Origin of the sequence: Peptacetobacter sp. AB800 (genome assembly GCF_047807365.1) — a bacterium.
In the GTDB taxonomy this organism is placed as follows: Bacteria; Bacillota; Clostridia; order Peptostreptococcales; family Peptostreptococcaceae; genus Peptacetobacter.
In genome coordinates this window covers 1-19525 of the sequence record NZ_JBLOUI010000014.1, presented here as the reverse complement: position 1 = coordinate 19525, position 19525 = coordinate 1, and the positions used below count along the sequence as shown (strand labels likewise).

Genomic DNA, 19525 nt, shown 5'->3' with positions numbered 1-19525 from the left:
TATTATGAAATTAAAATTAAAATCAAAAATAATACCCGTCGGAATAATTGCATCTATAGCAGCATTTATGCTTATGTTTGCAAAGGATGGACACAATGCTTTAAATATTTCGGCAATCAAGGGTAGTTTAAAGGATATGAATGGAATATACGCCGAACTAGAAGGTGAAAACGGAAAATATTCAAAAATAAAATATACTGTAGGTAAAAATGGAGTAGTTTCAAAAGCTAAACTTTTAAAACAGTCTTCTGTAACACAGGATGCAGTAATAACAAAAGTAGGTAAAGATTCTCACGATATGATAGCATATATAGGACTTTACCAGACTTATCCAGGAGATCTTGAATCTCCAGAAAAAGTTGGAAATAAGCTAGTTATACTAAAAGCTAAAAATGAAAAAGACATACCTGAAAAGAATTTGAATTCTTTAGAGAGCGAGAATGAAACATCTATCTCTGATATAGACTCAACAAAATATGAAAAAACTACGATTAATTTAAAAAGAAATGTTAAATCTGGTAAAGCTGAAAATAATATAGATCCAAATATGGATGCAGAGTTTAATCCTTCTTTAAACTATGCATTTAGAAAAGACGGAAATATATTTGCATTTATAAGCTATGAAATGGATGACGGAAGTACACAGTTTGAGGTATTAAAAATAAATCCAGAAAACTTAAATATAACTACTGAAAGCAAATTTAACTACAAAGGACAAAGCTCAGAAGGAATAGCTATCTATGATACATTTATGGATAATGGTAAATTAGTATATCTTGCTGAGGACTTCAATCCTGAAAACGAAAAAGAAGAAAGAGTCGTATTTGTAAAATACGATATAGCTAGTAAAAGATATTCAGCAGTTGAAAGAACTGATTTTAGATTAGGTGATAGCTTTGGTTATTCTGTAAGTAATGGGACAGTTAGTTTCCGGAATGTTTTATCATATAAGGAAGGAAAAAAGCTAGACAAGTATTTAATAAATTCATTTGATGTGGATTTAGAAACTATGGTTATAAAAAACTATGGAGAATACAACACAAACAGTAAAACAACTAATTACGATTTTCCAATTAAAGATATATACGTAGACGGAGAAAATGTAGCTTATATTATTGAAGAAAAATATACAACAAATTCAAATGAGCAGGTTGCTGCAGGTGTATCATCTCCAGTACTTTTTAGAATATTAGATAAAAATTCTGGAAAGGTGAGATTTGAAGGTAGAGTGACTAATACAGAACCAAACTACACAAATAATACACAGATAAAACTGAAAGGAGATGGATATAATGAATAACAATATACTGTATCTTTTCGGGAATGAGCTTAGAAAAAGTAAGCACGATTATATGATCGTAGCTGTTGTACAAAGTTTAATCTGGTTGGCATCTTATATAGTATCTATTGTAAGATACAATAATCTATATGTAGGTGCATCAGCTACAGGATTAGATTTAGGAACTGGTACAACAGTCGTTACAATACTAGATATGCAAAAGTTTGGAATTACAATACTTGCTGTAAGTGTTATATATGCAGCATTTATATGGGTAAGAGAGTACACATCAGGACATAAGAGCATATACACAATAATGATGCTTCCACAGGAAAGAGATCACATATTTATAGCAAAATTCTTAAATGCAGTAACTATGTTCTATATGAACTTAATCCTATACATAGCAATTACAATACTAGTTTGTTTAGTAGCTCCTTTTGTTATGAAGGGTGGAGTATTTGTGAATCCATTTGCTGCTATGATGAATTCAACTTTAGCAAATGATATATACATGCCGATGACTTTTAGAAATTTTATCGTAACAGATGTACTAATAGTTGCAGCAAATACATCGTTAATAGCACTTGCATTCTTAATAAACAGATTTTGTATGTACAAAAGTGGATTTGCAAAATTCATATCTATTGTTACAAGTATTGCGATATTCGTGCTAATGCTGTTTATGTCTTTTGTACTAGTGTACGAAACAGAGGTTATATATCTAGCTGTTATTTCTATAATAGTGGGATATTTTGGATCTAAATATATTTTAAGAAGATTAGAGTTTTAGGGGGGCAGAACGATGAAAATTACAAAACGACGGAAAATAATACTATCTTCTGTTCTCGTGGCAATGGTTGCTATAACTGCTGGCTTTGAGATTAGCTCAAGCCAGGTTATGGAACCTATATCTCAGACAGGGGATATTAAAGAGATGGGAGATATTTCACTAGTCTCTCAGAAAAATATAACAGGAAGAACAAGATTTGCTATATTTGGCAAAAATGGTAAAAAGATAGAATATGGGAAGTTTTTCTTAACTAGAAACTTTATAAGTTCAGATATGGGACTTAAAAGTTATATAGATTTAACTAAGAAAAATTTATACGATACTTATGATTTATCTGTAGGAGATAAAGTTTACTTCTTATCACATAGAGTAGAGGATGGAAAATATTCTTTCCCAGTGAAGATATACGATGAAAAGACTAAATCTAGTGTAGATAAAAATATCCCAATAAAAGATGAAGATACACAGATCATATCTAGTTTAACTAATTTCATTGAAAAAGATGGTAAATTCTACGCACTAGTTTCATCAAGTGAAGAGTTTGTATCTGTAGTTTCTCTTGATTTAGATAAAGGCAGCTACAAGATATTAAACACATTTAAAGAAAATGTAGATTTATCTCCAAATCTATTTGTACAGAGTTGGGATTCAAACGATAAGTATATATACATATTGATGAGAAACACAAATATGCAAGACGGCGATATAGTATCTAATTCTATACTTAGATATGATTTTAAATCTAATAAATTCTTAAAACCTCTTCCTTTGAAAGGTATTGAAATTAACGATGGATTTGAAGATATAGATAGTATCTTCCTTTATGAAAATACTAATGATAAGTTTATAGTATATACTGCAAATGCAAAGGATAAGCATATGTACAAAATCACTTATGATTTAGAAACTATGAAGCTTGAAAAGAAAGAAAAGCTTAATTTAAAAATAGACAATATTATAGATGAAAACTCATATAATAATAGATTTATAGGTGGTACTTCTGATGATTCTAGATTAATGCTTTTAGATGGAAAGATTTACTATATCTCTTCCGTTAGAACAAATCTTCTTAGAGAGGCTGATGCTATAGGAATGAGTATAGATGGAATGAACAAATCTACACTTAAAGTATTCGATATAGGAAAAAATAAGGTAGTATATCAAGCTGAATTTGATTCGTTAGATATAGAGTCGCCAGTTTTTATAAAAAATAAGTAAATAAATAGAAAATAGGCTGTTATAGAATTTTGTAACAGCCTATTTTTATGAAAAATTTTTGAAAGCAAAAGATTAATCATTCTGTATCTCAAATATTATTTTTGTGACATACTGTTCAGGAGATGAAACAGATAAATCAGTAAGTAAATACTCTTCATATACAAACTTTCCTAATTTTATATCATTCTTATCTACATAATCCAAAAGTGCGTTATAAGTTTCGTCCAAAGTTTCATATGTTCCTATATGTATCCCCACTAAAAACTTTCCTTTTTTTCTAGTATAAATATTTTTCCCCTTCTTCTTATTTGTATATGTATATAGGTAAGTAAATTCAGAACTAACATCTAAATCAGCCAATCTTAATAAATCACTTTGGAACATTGTGCCTATCTTTTGGTGTGCAGATAAATTATTGCTCTTTAAAAATTTTGCGTACTCGATTACAAATTCACTAAAGCTCGTATTAATAGCATCGTTTGGATTTCCACTCAAAAGAAGATTTACCTCATCCAATTCCTCGATAAAAATATTTCCTTCCTTATATTTTGTATCAGAATAATCTATCCCAGTTTGTGTAACCATTTTTTGAACTTCTATATGTTTTTTTAGTTTTTTTAAATGCTTTATAGTTTTATCAATTTCTTTTTCTTTATCGTTTAATAAATTCATAAATATATCTGGATTTCTCTTTTCCATGTATATCTTTATATCATCTAAGCTCATTTTAAGAGTTTTAAGCGTGTTTATCATCATAAATGTTTCGTATTGGAAATACGAATAATATCTATATCCCTTATCATCACAGTATGCTGGTTTAAAAAGATCTATCTCATCGTAGTAGAATAATACGTGCTTAGGAACATCACATAGAGCTGCAAACTCTCCTGTAGTTAGAAATTTTTCCTTACTCACAAAATCAACTCCTTTTATTTATAGAATTAATATAATCACTTTAAAATATTTTCTGAAATTTATTAAAAATAATACGGAAAATTTATTTTTTTTATCGTTATTTTTATACTACTACATATTAAAATTATAATCAATATTTAAAATTTATTTTTACAAATGTTGAAATTTCAATTCACACATATCTATTTACAATATATTATTAATTGACACAATTTACTATTGACTATAAAGTAACATTATACTATAACATAATAATTAGACAATTTAATATTTTAAGAAAGGAATGATGCTATGAGACTTATCTTACATTATATGAAAAAATACAAACTACTAGTTTGCATTAATATAATTTCTGTATTCGGTTTTGTTCTTACAGAGCTTGGAATTCCAACAATCTTAGCAGATATGATAGACTTCGGTGTATCTACTGGAAACAAAGCCTACTTATTTAAAGAAGGTTTTAAAATGGCTGGGATTTCAATACTTGGAGTATCAGGAACAATCCTTTTAGGATACTGTTGTTCTAAGATTTCTACTAATATCACACACGATATTAGAAAGGACATGTATGAAAAGATTCAAAACTTCTCACACGAAGAATACAACAAATTTAAGATAGCAAGCCTTATAACTAGAGTTAACAACGATGCATTCCAAATCCAGTTATTCGTAAATGTGCTTTTAAGAACAGCACTTATGACTCCAGTTATGTTGATTACAAGTCTTTTCCTTACTTACAGATCTAGTGTTCAGCTATTCTCTGTAATATTTGCAACTATCCCACTTATAATACTAGGTGTCATATTTGTTGCTAAGGTTACAGGGCCTATATCTGAAAGACAGCAGGCAGGACTTGACGATATGAACAGAATATCTAGAGAAAGTCTTACAGGTGTTAGAGTTGTCAGAGCTTTCAACAGACAGCACACTGAACAGGAAAAATTCTTAGAAACTAATGAATTCTTCACTAAAAACTCTAAGAGCCTATTTATGATAATGCAGCTTACTCAACCAGTATTCTTCTTAGTTATGAATATAGCTGTGTGCCGGATATTCTACTTTGGAGCAAATCTTGTAAGTCAGAATGCACTAGAAGTAGGTAGAATGGTTGCTTTCCTAGACTATTTATTCCACGCAATGATGTCTATGATGTTCTTCTGTACAGTATTTATGATGTACCCAAGAGCAAATGTAAGTGCAAAGAGAATTAATTCTGTTCTTAATAAAGAGCTTTCTTTAGTAAACGATCCTAAAGCTGAAATAGTTGACGAAGATGTAAATACTATTTCATTCAATAATATAGGATATGAAAAAGAAGGTAAAAAGATATTAGACAACATATCTTTTGATGCAAAAACAGGACAGACAATAGCAATCGTCGGAAGTACTGGTTCTGGAAAGAGTACTCTTTCTAAACTAATTCCACGTCTTTTTGATTGTACTAGTGGAGAAATTATGTACAACAACACAAATATAAAAGACTTTGACGTTGAAAGATGGAGAGAAAAAATTGGCTTTGTTGCTCAGAAGGCATTCTTATTCAAGGGAACTATAAGAAGTAATGTATGTTTTGGTAAATCTGATGCCACAGACGACGAAATAATTGAAGCTCTTGATTTAGCTCAGGCTACAGAATTTGTAGCTAGTAAAGAAGATGGCATAGATTCAGTAATAGAAGAAAATGCAGCAAACTTATCTGGAGGTCAGAAACAAAGACTTTCTATAGCTAGAGCGGTTATAAGAAAACCAGATATATACATTTTCGATGATGCATTCTCGGCACTAGACTTCAAAACAGATGCAGCTTTAAGAAAGGCATTAAAACCTGTAACTAAAAATGCAATTATGTTTATAGTAGCTCAGAGAATTTCTACTATTATGGATGCCGATAAGATTTTAGTTTTAAATCATGGTAAATTAGAAGCAGTAGGGACTCACGAGGATCTTATGAAAAACTGCCCTCTTTATAAAAACATTGCTGAATCACAGATTGGAGAGGAGGCGATAGATTATGGCGAAGAAGTTTAAAAGATTCGAGTCTATAAATACTCTATTGAAATATCTAAAACCTTACAGACGTGGGTTTATAATTTCGATAGTTATGCTTGTTGTAACTTGTGCCGCAATGGTAACATCTCCAAACGTTGAAGGGATGATAACAAACAGCATACTAAAAGATGTAACGGATATAGCTAAAGGCGTTCCAGGAGCTCGTTTCCACATGGAAAATGTCATAAAAATTATCATAATCCTTCTATTTATATATGCGGTTAAAACAGCAGCTCAGATGATAAGTATGATTTGTATAACAAATTCTATTCAGGACACAATGAGAGATTTAAGAAATGCATGTATAGAAAAAATCAACGCACTTCCTGTAAAAACTCTGGACTCTCATCCAAAGGGAGATATACTGAGTAGAATAACAAATGATATAGATGCAATTTCTAATGCAATGCAGCAGACGTTTATGAACGTAATCAGTGGTGTTTTAATGGTTTGCCTTGCAATATTTATGATGTTTAGAGTAAATTTAGTTATGACATTATGTGTATTAGTTATAATTCCGATTTCTTATATCATAATTAAAAAGATAGCAAAAGTTTCTCAGGAAAGTTTCGATGTTCATCAGCGTGCACTTGGAGAACTTAGTGCAAATGTAACAGAAAGTTTTTCTGGATATAATGAAATAATTATTTTTGGAAAACAGGAAGAATCTGTAAAGAAATTTGAGAAAATCAACGAAAATATAAGAGAAACTGCTTATAAAGCACAGTTCTTATCATATTTAATGTCGCCACTTCTATCTTTACTTACTTACCTTGCGATAGGTGTTGTTTCTGTAATAGGAACAATATACGCAATAGGTGGGATAATAACTGTTGGACAGCTTCAAGCATTTGTTAGATTTATCTGGCAGGTAAATGAGCCACTAACACAGGTATCACAGCTATCATCTCAGATTCAGTCAGCATTATCTGCAATGGACAGAATTCACGAGTTCATAGAATATGAAGAAGAAACAGACGTTGAAGTAAAAGAAATGGTGTTTGACGGAAATGTTGAATTCAAAGATATAAGATTTGGATATGGTAAAAAAGAAGTCCTTCATGGAGTATCTTTAGAAGCTAAAAAAGGTGAAACTGTTGCAATCGTTGGACCTACAGGTTCTGGTAAGACTACAATAGTCAACCTATTTATGAGATTCTATGATCCAAATAGTGGAAGTATTGCAATAGATGGAGTTGATTCAACAGATATCAATAGACGTACTTTAAGAGATAACATAGGAATGGTTCTTCAGGATACTTGGTTATTCACAGGTAGTATAAGAGAAAACATAAGATTTTCAAAACCTGATGCAACCGATGAAGAAATTGAACAAGCTTGTAAATATGCAAATGCAGATGAATTCATCTCTACACTTCCAAAAGGATACGATACTGTAATAGATGAAGAAGCTGATAATATATCTCAAGGTGAAAAACAGCTTCTAACAATAGCTAGAGCAATATTAAAAGATCCGAAAGTTCTTATACTTGACGAAGCTACTAGCTCAATAGATACAAAAACCGAAAAAAATATACAGGATGCTATGGACTACCTAATGGAAGGTAGAACAAGCTTCATAATTGCACATAGATTATCAACAATTAAAAATGCAGATAAAATTCTTGTGTTAAAAGACGGAAATATAATAGAATGTGGAAACCATAACGAACTTATGAAAGAAAATGGATTCTACGCAAACTTATACAACTCACAATTTAATAATTAGTGACTATAAAATGTAAAAAATAGCAGAAAAATTATAACCTCTTAGATTCAATTCTAAGAGGTTATTTTTATGTGTTAATATAAACTATCCTTTAATTGTTTTTGTGTCCTTAAAATCGAAATTTGAGAAAGTATAAAAACTGCGTATAATCTATAAAATGCGCAGTTTATATTGTAACCGTTGGAAATACTGGGTTTCAGAAAGAGAGTTTTTGAGGAGTAAAAATAACACGCAGTTTATTTTGATAAAAAGCGCATTTTATGTTAATATATAACTATACCAAAAAGCAACTTTTTAGCATAACCTTTTATAAATTTGATATCTATAGAAGTGTGTTTATTGATGTAGTTTATATAATTAACATAATAATGTTATGTTAATCTTTCGGATGAGGAGGACAAGATGAGACCTTTAGAGATTTATGAATATAGTCAGATTATGGATTTATTAGATAGTGGTTTTCAGTATAGGGATCATGAGAATAGGAAGAGGACTTTTAGACCAAATCCAAAGGTAAAGATGGCTCTTTTTTTAGAGACAAATTTAGGGCTTAGAATTTCTGATATAAAGAGATTGAAGATAAAAAATTTCAAGGGAAGTAGGCTAGAGATTACTGAAAAGAAAACTGGTAAGCTTCAGTACAGAGAGATTAATCCTGAGATTGTTGATATTGTAAAGGATTACGCTATAGAGAATGGGCTTAGGTTAAATGATAATTTGCTTGATATTGGTATAAGAAATGTTCAGCAGCAGTTAAAGATTATTACAAATTATCTTGGACTTGAGAATATCAGTACGCACAGTTTTAGAAAATTGTACGCTACACTTCAGTATGAAAAGAGCAACGGAAATATAGAGCTTATAAAAGAGCTGCTTAATCACACAAGTATTGCAACTACTCAGAAGTATATAAGAGTTAGTCAGCAGGAAATAGACAAAGCAAGTAGAGAATTCTTACTTAAATAATAAAAATATCAATCTTGTGAACTAAAAAATTGCTTATTCCTAATATAAGGCGTTATTTTAGGTTTTAAGATGATTTGAGTTTTCGACAATCAAACACAAGAAGAAGAAATTTCAAGTGCCTTAAAAACGATTTTAAAAGGTCGATTTTTAGGCACTTTTTATTATTTCTCTAAAATAAGTAACATAATATTATTATGTTAACTAATAAGCTTATAAAAGGATATGCGGTTGCCAAACATTTTCAGCAAACTATAGTAGCATTATCTTTGGCGAAGAGATTGCACGAAGGTCAGTACAGAAGGGGTGGAGATCCGTACATAATTCACCCTTTAAAAGTGTGCAATACTTTAATTGCTTGTGGAATGGAGGACGATACTCTTTTAGCAGCTGCACTTCTCCACGATGTTTTGGAAGATTGTCAGGATAAACTAAAAAATAATGGAGAAGAATTTGTTACAGAGTACGGATTATCTCCTGAAGTTTTAGAAATAATCACAATCCTTACCAAAGAGTCTGGATTATCTGAGAAAGATTTACAAGTATATTTTGACGGAATTAAGAATAATGGCAAGACTCTTTTGATAAAATTGAGCGATAGACTTCACAATAGCTCGACATTGTACTCATTTCCTTATGAAAAATTAGTTAAGTATATTGATGAAACAGATAGATTTATTATACCTATTGCAGATTACGGCAATGATTATTATCCAGAATACACAAATGCAATTAACTTATTGAAGAGCAATATATTCTCTTTGAATAGAAGTATGCGTATAATGCTTGAAAAATCTGAAACAGAAATCAACTTCCTTAAAAAAGAAATCAAAGAATTGAAACAAGATATAGAAATATTAAAGAAAAACAAATAAATACCTTATTTCTATATGATATAATAAAGGTATGGAGGTGATTGATTTGTATAGAGAGATTATGAAAAAATTAAATATATGGAAAAATAAACCAGATAATGATAGATCTCCTTTAATCATACAAGGAGCTAGACAGGTTGGAAAAACTTATGTTATGCAAAAATTTGGTGAAGAAAACTTTGAAAACTATGTATATATAAACTTTGAGGATTCTCAAGATTTGTATGATATTTTTGATGAAACATTAGACCCTAAAAAAATAATTGACTATTTATCTATTTATTCATCAAAACCTATTATTCCTGGAAAAACTTTGATTATATTTGATGAAATTCAATCAGTTCCACGAGCTTTAACATCTTTAAAATACTTTAATGAAAAAGCTCCAGAATATCATATATGCTGTGCTGGTTCTTTATTGGGAATTCATTTAAAACCGGGAACATCATTCCCTGTTGGTAAAGTCGAATTTTTAGATTTACATCCAATGTCTTTTAAAGAGTTTATAATAGCTAATAAATTTGAGAGATATATAGATTATTTAGAAGGGTTATCAATAGATGAATTGAACAATATTCCCAATATAGATGACTTAAAATATCTATTGAGAATATATTTTTACGTAGGAGGGATGCCAAAACCGGTTCAAGTGTGGATAGATACAAAGGATTTCTCTAAAGTTAAAGAAGAACACAATAAAATTGTACAAAGTTATTTAAATGATTTCTCAAAATACTCAGATTATGCAACTTGTTTAAAAATAAGGCAAGTTTGGAATAGTATTCCTGAACAATTATCAAAGGAAAATAGCAGTAAGTTTGTATTTGGACTTGTAAAAAAGGGATCTAGAGCAAAAGATTATGAATTAGCGATCCAATGGTTAGTTGATGCTGCATTGCTTACAAAAGTAAATGCCGTTCAAACTGCAAAACTTCCTTTATCTGCATATGCTGAGATGGATATATTTAAGCTTTATTGTTTGGATATAGGATTATTATCGTATCTTAGTGATATAGATTCTAGATTGATATTATCTTCTGATAAGTTGTTTAATGAATATAATGGTGCTTTAACTGAACAATTTATTATGCAAGAGTTGAGAGAATTAGGAACTACATTCTATTGGACGGAAAAAAACTATGAAGTAGACTTTATTATTCAACAGTATAATAAAATTATACCTATAGAAGTAAAAGCTGGAACCGTTGTAAAAACTAAAAGTTTAGATTATTATAATAAAAAATATAGTCCTGAGTTAAGAATAAAATCATTTTTAAGAGGTTTTGATTATAATTCAGGTGTACTGAATTTACCATTATATATGTTTTGGTTGTTGCCATCTTTATTAAAATCTTTGATAGAAATAGATGATTTTGAAGATGAAAAGCTAAAACAGTTTATTAAAGAAATGAATATAAAATTTACATAATTAATATATTTGTAATAATAAAACTCATATTGTTTTGAAATACGAATACCAAAATTTTGGTATTATACTCAAAATGATATGAGTTTTTTGCATTATATACACAAAAAAATACCGTTCATACAACAATCGACAATTTATTCTTAAAAACTGATAAAATAAGTCTAAAGAATAAATAAAGAAAGGTTTGAATCACTTCTATTATAAACAAATTTAATATATAATAGAGAAAGTGGATTTAAATTATAGAATAAGATTAGAAAGAGGTATATAATGAACAAAAAATACGTAGCAATAGGATTGGTTGCAGCTCTTCTAGCTGGTGCTGGTGGTTCTGTATTCTACAAGAAGACACATGAGGCATCGATAAATGTCCTTGCAACTACAGACATACATGGTGCTACTTCAAGGGCAATGATAAAATATGTAGAAGATAAAAGAAAAAATGGTGGAGCAGATTTAGTTGTCGACTCAGGAGATTTCTGGGGATCAGAAACTTACGAAATGCAGGAATGGTTTGATGGAACTAGACCTACATTTGATGAAAATGGACGAGTAAGATTTTACGGAAAAGATCTAGATGGGGATGGATTCAATGAAACAGACAGCGATATAGATGGAGATGGTGCTCCAGATATGATAGTTGAAAAGATTGGAGAACCTCGTGAAGGTCAAGCTCCTTTAATAAGAGATTTAGAAAGAATGAAGTTTGATTCAGTTACTTTAGGTAATCACGAATTTGTAGAAAATAGCCAAGAAGAATTTGATTATTTAGTAAATGAGCTTAATAAGGCGAATATTTCAGTACTTTCAGCAAATCTATACAATAATAAAACAAATAAAAACGTTGTAAAACCATACATAGTTAAGGAAATAAAAGAAGGGCCAAATACTATAAAAGTAGCTGTTCTTGGACTTACACTTCCTGAAGTTGCTGAGCCGTATAAATGGGAAGAAGGTAAAGAAAGACCAACTTACACAGGTGATTATAGTTTAGCTTCTTTGGAGCAGTACAACAATCAGTATAGATTAGATGATTTAGTGAAAGAAGCAAATAAATGGACAAAGTATATAAAAGAAAATGAAAATCCAGATGTTGTGATACTTACAGTTCATTCTGGGGAGGAGCCTAAAAAGCCTAGACATCCAGGAAATAGAGTTAAGGAAATTGCAAGAACTGTAGAAGGAATAGATGCAATAGTTGCTGGACATACGCATATAACTATTCAGCAGCATAAGTTTAAGAATGAGAAAACGGGTAAGGACGTGCTAGTTACCCAGCCATCTGCTAGAGGTGGTGGAATTTCTGATATAGATTTAAATCTTAAAAAGAAAGATGGAAAATGGACTGTTGTTTCTGCAAAGAGCAAAGTTCATGAGTTTGATATATTTGACGGAAGCAAGGTGGATTACGAAAAAACACCAATGAGTGAGGTATACAAAAAAGGATACAGATTATAATAATAAAGAAGAGGAGTGTCGCAATTCTTTTCAACAACAAATTTTGCATACAACACAATTATTTGCTCTCCAGGCTTCAGCGACACGCACTTTTATGTAACACATTTATAAGTTGCGTGTCGCTTGCAGAATTGTCGATGCAAATTAATTTGTGTTGACCTACAAAATTTTATGTTGTTGAAATAGAGATTGCGACAATATTGTAATCTGTTGACATGAAAAGTAAATAATTATGAATTATATATTTGTAGTTAAATACTTATATATGGCTATTGTGTTTTGCAATAGCTTTTTTTATTATTTAACTTTTAACTGGGGTGATTTCTCTAAGTAGACATGTTTGTTTTTTTGTGTTATTATCAATTAGTGTTGTAAATTATATTAAATAATAAAGTATTTTTTAAAATAAGAGAAAGTTTTGAGGGATTTTTTATGAATAAGATAAAGATTATATTTTTCGACATAGATGGTACTTTGATAGATATGACGAAAAAGGCTATTTCAGATAAGACTGTGGAGACACTTCTTAGGTTAAAGGAAAATGGAGTGAAGATTTGTATTGCTACTGGTAGAGCTCCTGGTAGTGTGCCTAAGTTTGATGGAGTTGATTTTGATGCGTTTTTAACTTTTAACGGTTCATATTGCTTTAATAGCAGTGATGTTATTCTTAGTACACCAATTCCTAAGGTAGACGTTGAGAAAATGATTGAAAATGCAACAAGAATTAATAGACCTGTTTCTATTGCTGGTAAAGATAGAGTTGTTGCAAATGGAACTGACAAGGATTTATCTGATTATTTTGGTTTTGCTAAGCAAGAGACTCCAGTTAGTGATGATTTTGATGAGGTTTTAAAAGGCGAAATCTATCAGATGATGATGGGTGGAAGAAAGGACGAGTACGACGATATTTTAAAAGATGTAGAAAATGCTAGAATAACTGCATGGTGGGATAGAGCTGTAGATATAATTCCTGCAAATGGTGGAAAAGGAAAAGGAATAGAAGCTATTTTAGAATACTACGGTATTGATAGATCTGAGTCTATGGCATTTGGAGATGGTGGAAATGACATTGAAATGCTTCAAACTGTTGGAACAGGTGTTGCTATGGGAAATGCGCTTGACCATGTTAAAGAAGTTGCAGACGAGATTTGTGGTACTTCAGCAGATGACGGAATTTATCATTATTGTTTAGAAAATGGCTTAATTTAGGCAAAGTTTGAGATATTTTAGTACATAAATTTGATATTTGAAGATATTTAATATATAATAAAGGTGCTTCGAGTTTGGAGCACCTTTATTTTTTATCCTAAAAGATGATTTTAATTGGATAAAAGATAAAAAATATATTGTACATGATAAGGAGGTTCAGATGTAAAATGATTGGAAAAGCTTTAAAAATAGACAGAGGCAATTTAATGAAGTAAGAAATAGATTTATTAAAAATGATTAGAGTTAATTAGAAGTAAATCAGTTATATTCTAAACCTTATATTGCCTCAACAAAATAAAGGAGGCGATTTTATGACAATGATAAAAGTAAATAATTTAACTTTCTCATATCCAGGAAGTTATCAAAATATATTTGAGGATGTAAGTTTTACAATAGATTCTGATTGGAAATTGGGATTTGTTGGAAGAAATGGTAGAGGAAAGACTACATTTTTAAATATCTTATTAAACAAATTAGAGTATAAAGGAAGTATTTCGTGTGATATGGAGTTTGGATATTTTCCATATCAAGTAGAAGATATTTCAAAAGATACGATAGAAATAGTAGAAGAAGTATGCAAAACAGATGAAATTTGGGATATTTACAGAGAATTTTCTATGCTTAGGATAGATGATGATGTTCTGTACAGACCTTTTGAAAGTTTATCGAACGGTGAGCGAACAAAAGTTCTGTTGGCAGCAATGTTTATCTCTGAAAATAAGTTCCTATTATTAGATGAGCCGACAAATCATCTTGATATAGATGCTAGAAAGATTATTTCTGAGTATTTAAAATCCAAAAAAGGCTTTATTTTGGTGTCACACGATAGAGAACTTTTGGATAATTGCTGTGATCATATCATTTCTATAAACAAAACGAACATAGAAATTCAAGCAGGGAACTTTTCATCTTGGTGGAATAACAAAATTATGCAGGATAATTTCGAGTTAGCACAGAACGAAAAGCTAAAATCTGAGATAAAAAGGCTCGAAAAATCCGCATATAGAACAAATGTTTGGTCTAAAGAAACTGAAAAAGGTAAAAAAGTTATTGGTAAAATGGATGGAAAATTAGATAGAGGATATGTTGGTCACAAGGCTGAAAAGATGATGAAAAGGTCTAAAAGTATTGAAAATAGACAGCTTAAAGCAATTGAAGAAAAAAACAAGCTGCTTCACAATATAGAAAAATATGACAACATTAAGCTCGTATTTGACGATTATAGAACAAATGTTCTATTAACAGCAGATAAGCTATCTTTTAAATACGCTGGTTCTGATAAAAATGTGTTTGAGAATTTGACATTCGATATAAGAAAGGGAGATAGAGTTTGCGTGTCTGGAAAAAATGGATGTGGAAAATCTACTCTTTTAAAAATCTTAATCGGTGAAATAGATTACAAAGCTGGAATAGAAAATTCTAATAAAATAGATAAATATAGTATAGAAGGATTTTTATCTATAGGAAGTGGACTTAAAATCTCTTACGTATCACAGGATACATCATTCTTAAAAGGAAGCTTATCCGAATTTGCTAGAGAGAATGGATTAGATGAATCGCTGTTTAAATCACTACTAAGAAAACTAGATCTTTCGAGAGATTTATTTGAGAATGATATTTCTAGTTTTAGTGAAGGGCAGAAAAAGAAAGTACTAATAGCAAAGAGCTTATCTGAGAGAGCTCATCTATATGTTTGGGATGAGCCACTGAATTATATAGACATATATTCTAGAATTCAGATTGAGGAGCTACTACTTAGATACGAGCCGACGATAATATTTGTCGAACACGATTCTACATTTGCTGAGAAGATTGCGACAAAATTTGTAAATTTATAAATAGATTGGTAATAAAAAGGCATTTAATTTTGTTAATTAAGTGCTTTTTTTATATATTTTTTTTAGTTTAGGATATATAATAATATTATAAATAATCGTGTTATATTAAAATGAATATTATTTTTAAAACGATTAAATATACAATATTTTAATTCACAGTAATTTACAGGAAAGAGAGTGATTAACCTTGCTGCAAGTTAAAAACATACACAAAGAATACAGAACGGGACCTTTAGTTCAGAAGGCACTCGACGATGTCAGCCTAAATCTTAGAGATAACGAGTTTGTTTCTATTTTAGGACCAAGTGGATCTGGAAAAACGACACTTTTAAATATTATAGGTGGTTTGGATAGATACGACGATGGAGATTTAATTATAAACGGAATTTCGACGAGGAAGTACAAAGACAGAGATTGGGATTCCTACAGAAACCACACGATAGGATTTGTATTCCAGAGTTACAATCTAATTCCACATCAGACAATTTTATCAAATGTCGAATTAGCACTTACAATATCTGGGATAACAAAATCTGAAAGACGTGAAAAATCTATACGGGCTTTGGAAAAAGTTGGGCTTATAGACCATATTCATAAAAAGCCTAATCAGCTTTCTGGTGGTCAGATGCAGAGGGTTGCAATTGCTAGAGCACTTGTAAATGACCCTGACATACTTCTTGCAGATGAGCCAACTGGGGCACTTGACTCAGATACAAGTGTTCAGGTTATGGATTTACTTAAAGAAGTTGCAAAAGACAGATTGGTTGTAATGGTAACGCACAACCCAGAGCTTGCCTACGAATATTCTACAAGAATTGTTACATTAAAAGACGGAAAAATATGTGGAGATACAAACCCATTTATAATAGAAGATAATGGAAATTTAGATGAAGCAGTTCACGAAAATATGGGAAAAACTTCTATGTCGTTCCTTACTTCTCTTTCACTTAGTTTCAACAACTTAAAGACTAAAAAGGGAAGGACATTTTTAACTGCATTTGCTGGATCTATTGGTATAATTGGGATTGCACTGATATTATCTCTATCAAATGGTGTAAACAACTACATTGCAGATATTGAAGAAAAGACCTTATCAGAATACCCACTGCAAATTCAAAAGGCAGGGTATGATTTCACATCTATGTTGAGTGGAATGTCTGGGGCTTCTTCTGAGTCTAAAGGCAGCGACGAGAAAAAAGATATGAAGGTTGAAAATATGGTAAGTGGAATGTTCTCTACTGTAGGCTCAAATGACTTAAAATCTTTTAAAAAGTTCTTAGACTCAGATAAATCAAAAATAGCAAAACATACAAATGCTGTAGAGTATTCTTATGATGTCGTGCCTCAGATTTACAGCACTAACACAGAAAAAGTTAGACAGGTGCATCCAGATAAGTCATTTAATTCTATGGGGCTTGGATCTGAAGCATCTTCAAACAGTATGGTTTCTAGTATGATGAGTACTGACATATTCTATCAAATGCCTAGAAACAAGAGTCTTTACAGAAACCAGTATGAAGTAAAAGCTGGAAAATGGCCTACAAAATACAACGAATGTGTGCTAGTACTTACTGCAGATGGTGGAATTAGCGACTATTATTTATACGCACTTAATCTGAGAGATCCTGAGGAATTAGATGATATGGTGGATAAATTTGCTAAAGAAGAGGAAGTAATCGTTCCTGAAGGTGAGAGCGGATACTCTTACAAAGATGTTCTTGGAAAAGAGTTTAAACTAGTAAATGCAACAGATTACTACGAATATGATTCAAACTACAATGTTTGGAAAGACAAGAGAAACAACGACGAGTATATGAAAAAGCTAGTTAAAGAAGGGGAAACTCTTAAAATAACTGGTATTGTTCAGCCTAAGAAAGGCTCATCTGGTATGGGAATGCTTATGCCAGCGATATACTACACTCCTGAGCTTGAGGACCATATTATCAAACAGGCATCTGAAAGTCAGATTGTTAAAAAGCAGCTAGCAGATAAGGATACAAATGTGTTTACAGGCAAGGGATTTGAAGATACTTCAAAATCTGCATTTGATATGAAGTCATTATTTAATGTAGACACTTCAAAATTCGCCTCTGCATTTAGTATAAGCCCAAATCGGATTAATGCAGATTTCAGCAACTTAAACAACTTATTTAGCCAGATTAATATGCCTAGTATAAAACCTTCTGATATTATAAATCAGATTAACATAAAAATAACTCCTGAGCAGATAAATAGTCTAATAAAAGATGTTGGAAATGGATATTTAATTTATCTAAAGGAAAATAAGGATATGGACTTTACTAAGTATCAGGGAATTATAGAGTCTTATTTTAAAGATCCTGAGCTTGAAAAAATGGTAACTGAGATGGTTGAGGAAGCTATCAAAACAAACGGAGAAATCAAGCTAACTCAGGAACAGATGAACAAGATTTTACAGGCTGCTATTGAAAAGTATAAGAAGTTTATAACTGACAATAATGTGGCAGATGTTATGAAAATAGGAAGATATTTCCTTGAGTATTTGAATACTGCTGATTGTAAGAATATTATCGGAAGTCATTTAGATACTATTTCAAAGGAAAATAATCTTGAGCAGCAGATATATGCAGTTCTTCAGAAATATATGGGCTCTGCAACAGGTTCTATCTCAGCAACTATTGAAAGAGAAATCACCGCATCTATGAGAAAACTTAGTCAGAGTATGGCAAATGCGTTTAGTTTTGATGCGAGTGTGTTTGCAGATGCGATGAATGTCAATATGTCTGAGGAAGAGATGATGGAAATTATGACTGCTAGTATGTATCAAGAGCGGGATACTTTTGACAATAATATTAAGAAATTAGGTTATGCTGAAATGGACGATCCTTCTATGATTTCTATATATCCTAAGGATTTTGAGGAAAAGGAAAAGGTTGTGGATATTTTAGATAATTACAACGAAGATATGGAAAAAGTAGATGAGGACAAGGTAATTTCATATACTGATATGGTTGGAAGTTTGATGTCTTCTGTTACAAGTATTATAAATTCTATAAGTTATATTTTAGTTGCGTTCGTAGCAATTTCGCTTGTAGTTTCGTCAATTATGATAGGAGTTATCACTTATATAAGTGTGCTTGAGCGTAAGAAAGAGATTGGTGTACTTAGAGCGATAGGTGCTTCTAAGAGAAATATCTCTCAGGTGTTCAATGCCGAAACGTTTATCATTGGGGCACTTGCGGGAATTATAGGTATTGTTGTGAGCTTGATTTTGATTGTGCCGATAAATCAGGTGATACACAATGTTACTGGTAAGACTAATATGAATGCGGCTCTTCCTCTTTGGGCAGGTATAGTACTTATAATGATAAGTATTGTGCTTACACTTTTAGGTGGAATTATTCCATCGAGAAAGGCAGCAAAAGAGGATCCGGTTAAAGCATTAAGAAATGAATAAATATATAATGGGAGATGTCGAAAATTTTTTCTTCGGCATCTCCTTTTAGATTTTCTAAGTAAGTATATAATTAAATCTCTCCAGGCTTCGAACTTCGCCCTATTTAAGCGTAGCTTTTCAAGCATACGCAAATAAGCTGCGTGAACTGCTACCCGTAGAGTGGACTGTCAAAATAAATAAAAGTTAAATTTATCATCCAGCAAGGTATTTTCCTTGCTGGATATTTTTATGCTACTTTTAAAAATTCTTCATGCTTTTCAAAAGGTGTTAATACACCTAACTTTCTTTGTAATCTTGAATTGTTATAATAATCCATATAATTTTCTATCATATC

At 31.0% G+C, this 19525-nt stretch carries 14 protein-coding genes; 12 read left to right on the top strand and 2 right to left on the bottom strand.

Annotated features, from left to right (window positions below; genetic code table 11):
- Window positions 1-4 precede the first annotated feature (4 nt).
- Genes ACK2WN_RS05810 through ACK2WN_RS05800 form a run of 3 tightly spaced genes read left to right on the top strand, consistent with a single transcriptional unit; the run spans window position 5 to window position 3290 of the window.
- The gene (locus ACK2WN_RS05810; RefSeq protein ID WP_416155061.1) at window positions 5-1300 is read left to right on the top strand and encodes a hypothetical protein; all 1296 of its coding nucleotides are present in this window, start codon (window positions 5-7) and stop codon (window positions 1298-1300) included.
- On the top strand, window positions 1293-2072 hold the full coding sequence (locus tag ACK2WN_RS05805; protein ID WP_416155060.1) for a hypothetical protein: 780 nt from the start codon (window positions 1293-1295) through the stop codon (window positions 2070-2072). The genes ACK2WN_RS05810 and ACK2WN_RS05805 overlap by 8 nt, the downstream gene beginning before the upstream one ends.
- Window positions 2073-2084: 12 nt before the next feature.
- Window positions 2085-3290 (top strand): hypothetical protein, encoded by a 1206-nt coding sequence (locus ACK2WN_RS05800; RefSeq protein ID WP_416155059.1) that lies wholly within the window; start codon window positions 2085-2087, stop codon window positions 3288-3290.
- Between the two features lie 72 nt (window positions 3291-3362).
- Here the strand turns inward: ACK2WN_RS05800 and ACK2WN_RS05795 are convergent, their stop codons facing one another.
- Window positions 3363-4205 (bottom strand): MerR family transcriptional regulator, encoded by an 843-nt coding sequence (locus ACK2WN_RS05795; protein WP_416155058.1) that lies wholly within the window; start codon window positions 4203-4205, stop codon window positions 3363-3365.
- Window positions 4206-4496: 291 nt separating this feature from the next.
- Here ACK2WN_RS05795 and ACK2WN_RS05790 point away from each other — a divergent pair, with 291 nt between their 5' ends.
- The 9 genes from ACK2WN_RS05790 to ACK2WN_RS05750 all read left to right on the top strand — a co-directional run bounded on the left by ACK2WN_RS05790 (window position 4497) and on the right by ACK2WN_RS05750 (window position 19191).
- Window positions 4497-6233: an ABC transporter ATP-binding protein gene (locus tag ACK2WN_RS05790; protein ID WP_416155057.1), complete on the top strand. Its 1737-nt coding sequence runs from the start codon at window positions 4497-4499 to the stop codon at window positions 6231-6233.
- Window positions 6217-7983 (top strand): ABC transporter ATP-binding protein, encoded by a 1767-nt coding sequence (locus tag ACK2WN_RS05785; RefSeq protein WP_416155056.1) that lies wholly within the window; start codon window positions 6217-6219, stop codon window positions 7981-7983. The genes ACK2WN_RS05790 and ACK2WN_RS05785 overlap by 17 nt, the downstream gene beginning before the upstream one ends.
- Before the next feature lie 402 nt (window positions 7984-8385).
- Window positions 8386-8949, top strand: a complete 564-nt coding sequence (locus tag ACK2WN_RS05780; RefSeq protein WP_006439502.1) for a tyrosine-type recombinase/integrase — start codon at window positions 8386-8388, stop codon at window positions 8947-8949.
- 194 nt (window positions 8950-9143) lie between these two features.
- Entirely contained in the window at window positions 9144-9821 is a 678-nt protein-coding gene (locus ACK2WN_RS05775; RefSeq protein WP_300530223.1) for an HD domain-containing protein, read from the top strand.
- A 46-nt stretch (window positions 9822-9867) separates the two neighbouring features.
- The gene (locus ACK2WN_RS05770; RefSeq protein WP_416155055.1) at window positions 9868-11250 is read left to right on the top strand and encodes an ATP-binding protein; all 1383 of its coding nucleotides are present in this window, start codon (window positions 9868-9870) and stop codon (window positions 11248-11250) included.
- A 270-nt stretch (window positions 11251-11520) separates the two neighbouring features.
- Window positions 11521-12708, top strand: a complete 1188-nt coding sequence (locus tag ACK2WN_RS05765) for a metallophosphoesterase (protein WP_416155054.1) — start codon at window positions 11521-11523, stop codon at window positions 12706-12708.
- A gap of 432 nt (window positions 12709-13140) precedes the next feature.
- Window positions 13141-13917: an HAD family hydrolase gene (locus tag ACK2WN_RS05760; protein WP_416155053.1), complete on the top strand. Its 777-nt coding sequence runs from the start codon at window positions 13141-13143 to the stop codon at window positions 13915-13917.
- Window positions 13918-14228: 311 nt separating this feature from the next.
- Window positions 14229-15755 carry a ribosomal protection-like ABC-F family protein gene (gene abc-f / locus ACK2WN_RS05755; protein WP_329999436.1) on the top strand — a complete coding sequence of 509 codons (1527 nt, stop codon included), beginning with the start codon at window positions 14229-14231 and terminating at the stop codon, window positions 15753-15755.
- Between the two features lie 187 nt (window positions 15756-15942).
- Window positions 15943-19191 (top strand): ATP-binding cassette domain-containing protein, encoded by a 3249-nt coding sequence (locus ACK2WN_RS05750; protein WP_416155052.1) that lies wholly within the window; start codon window positions 15943-15945, stop codon window positions 19189-19191.
- 226 nt (window positions 19192-19417) lie between these two features.
- Here the strand turns inward: ACK2WN_RS05750 and ACK2WN_RS05745 are convergent, their stop codons facing one another.
- Window positions 19418-19522 (bottom strand): IS3 family transposase, encoded by a 105-nt coding sequence (locus tag ACK2WN_RS05745; protein ID WP_416155082.1) that lies wholly within the window; start codon window positions 19520-19522, stop codon window positions 19418-19420.
- Window positions 19523-19525 lie beyond the last annotated feature (3 nt).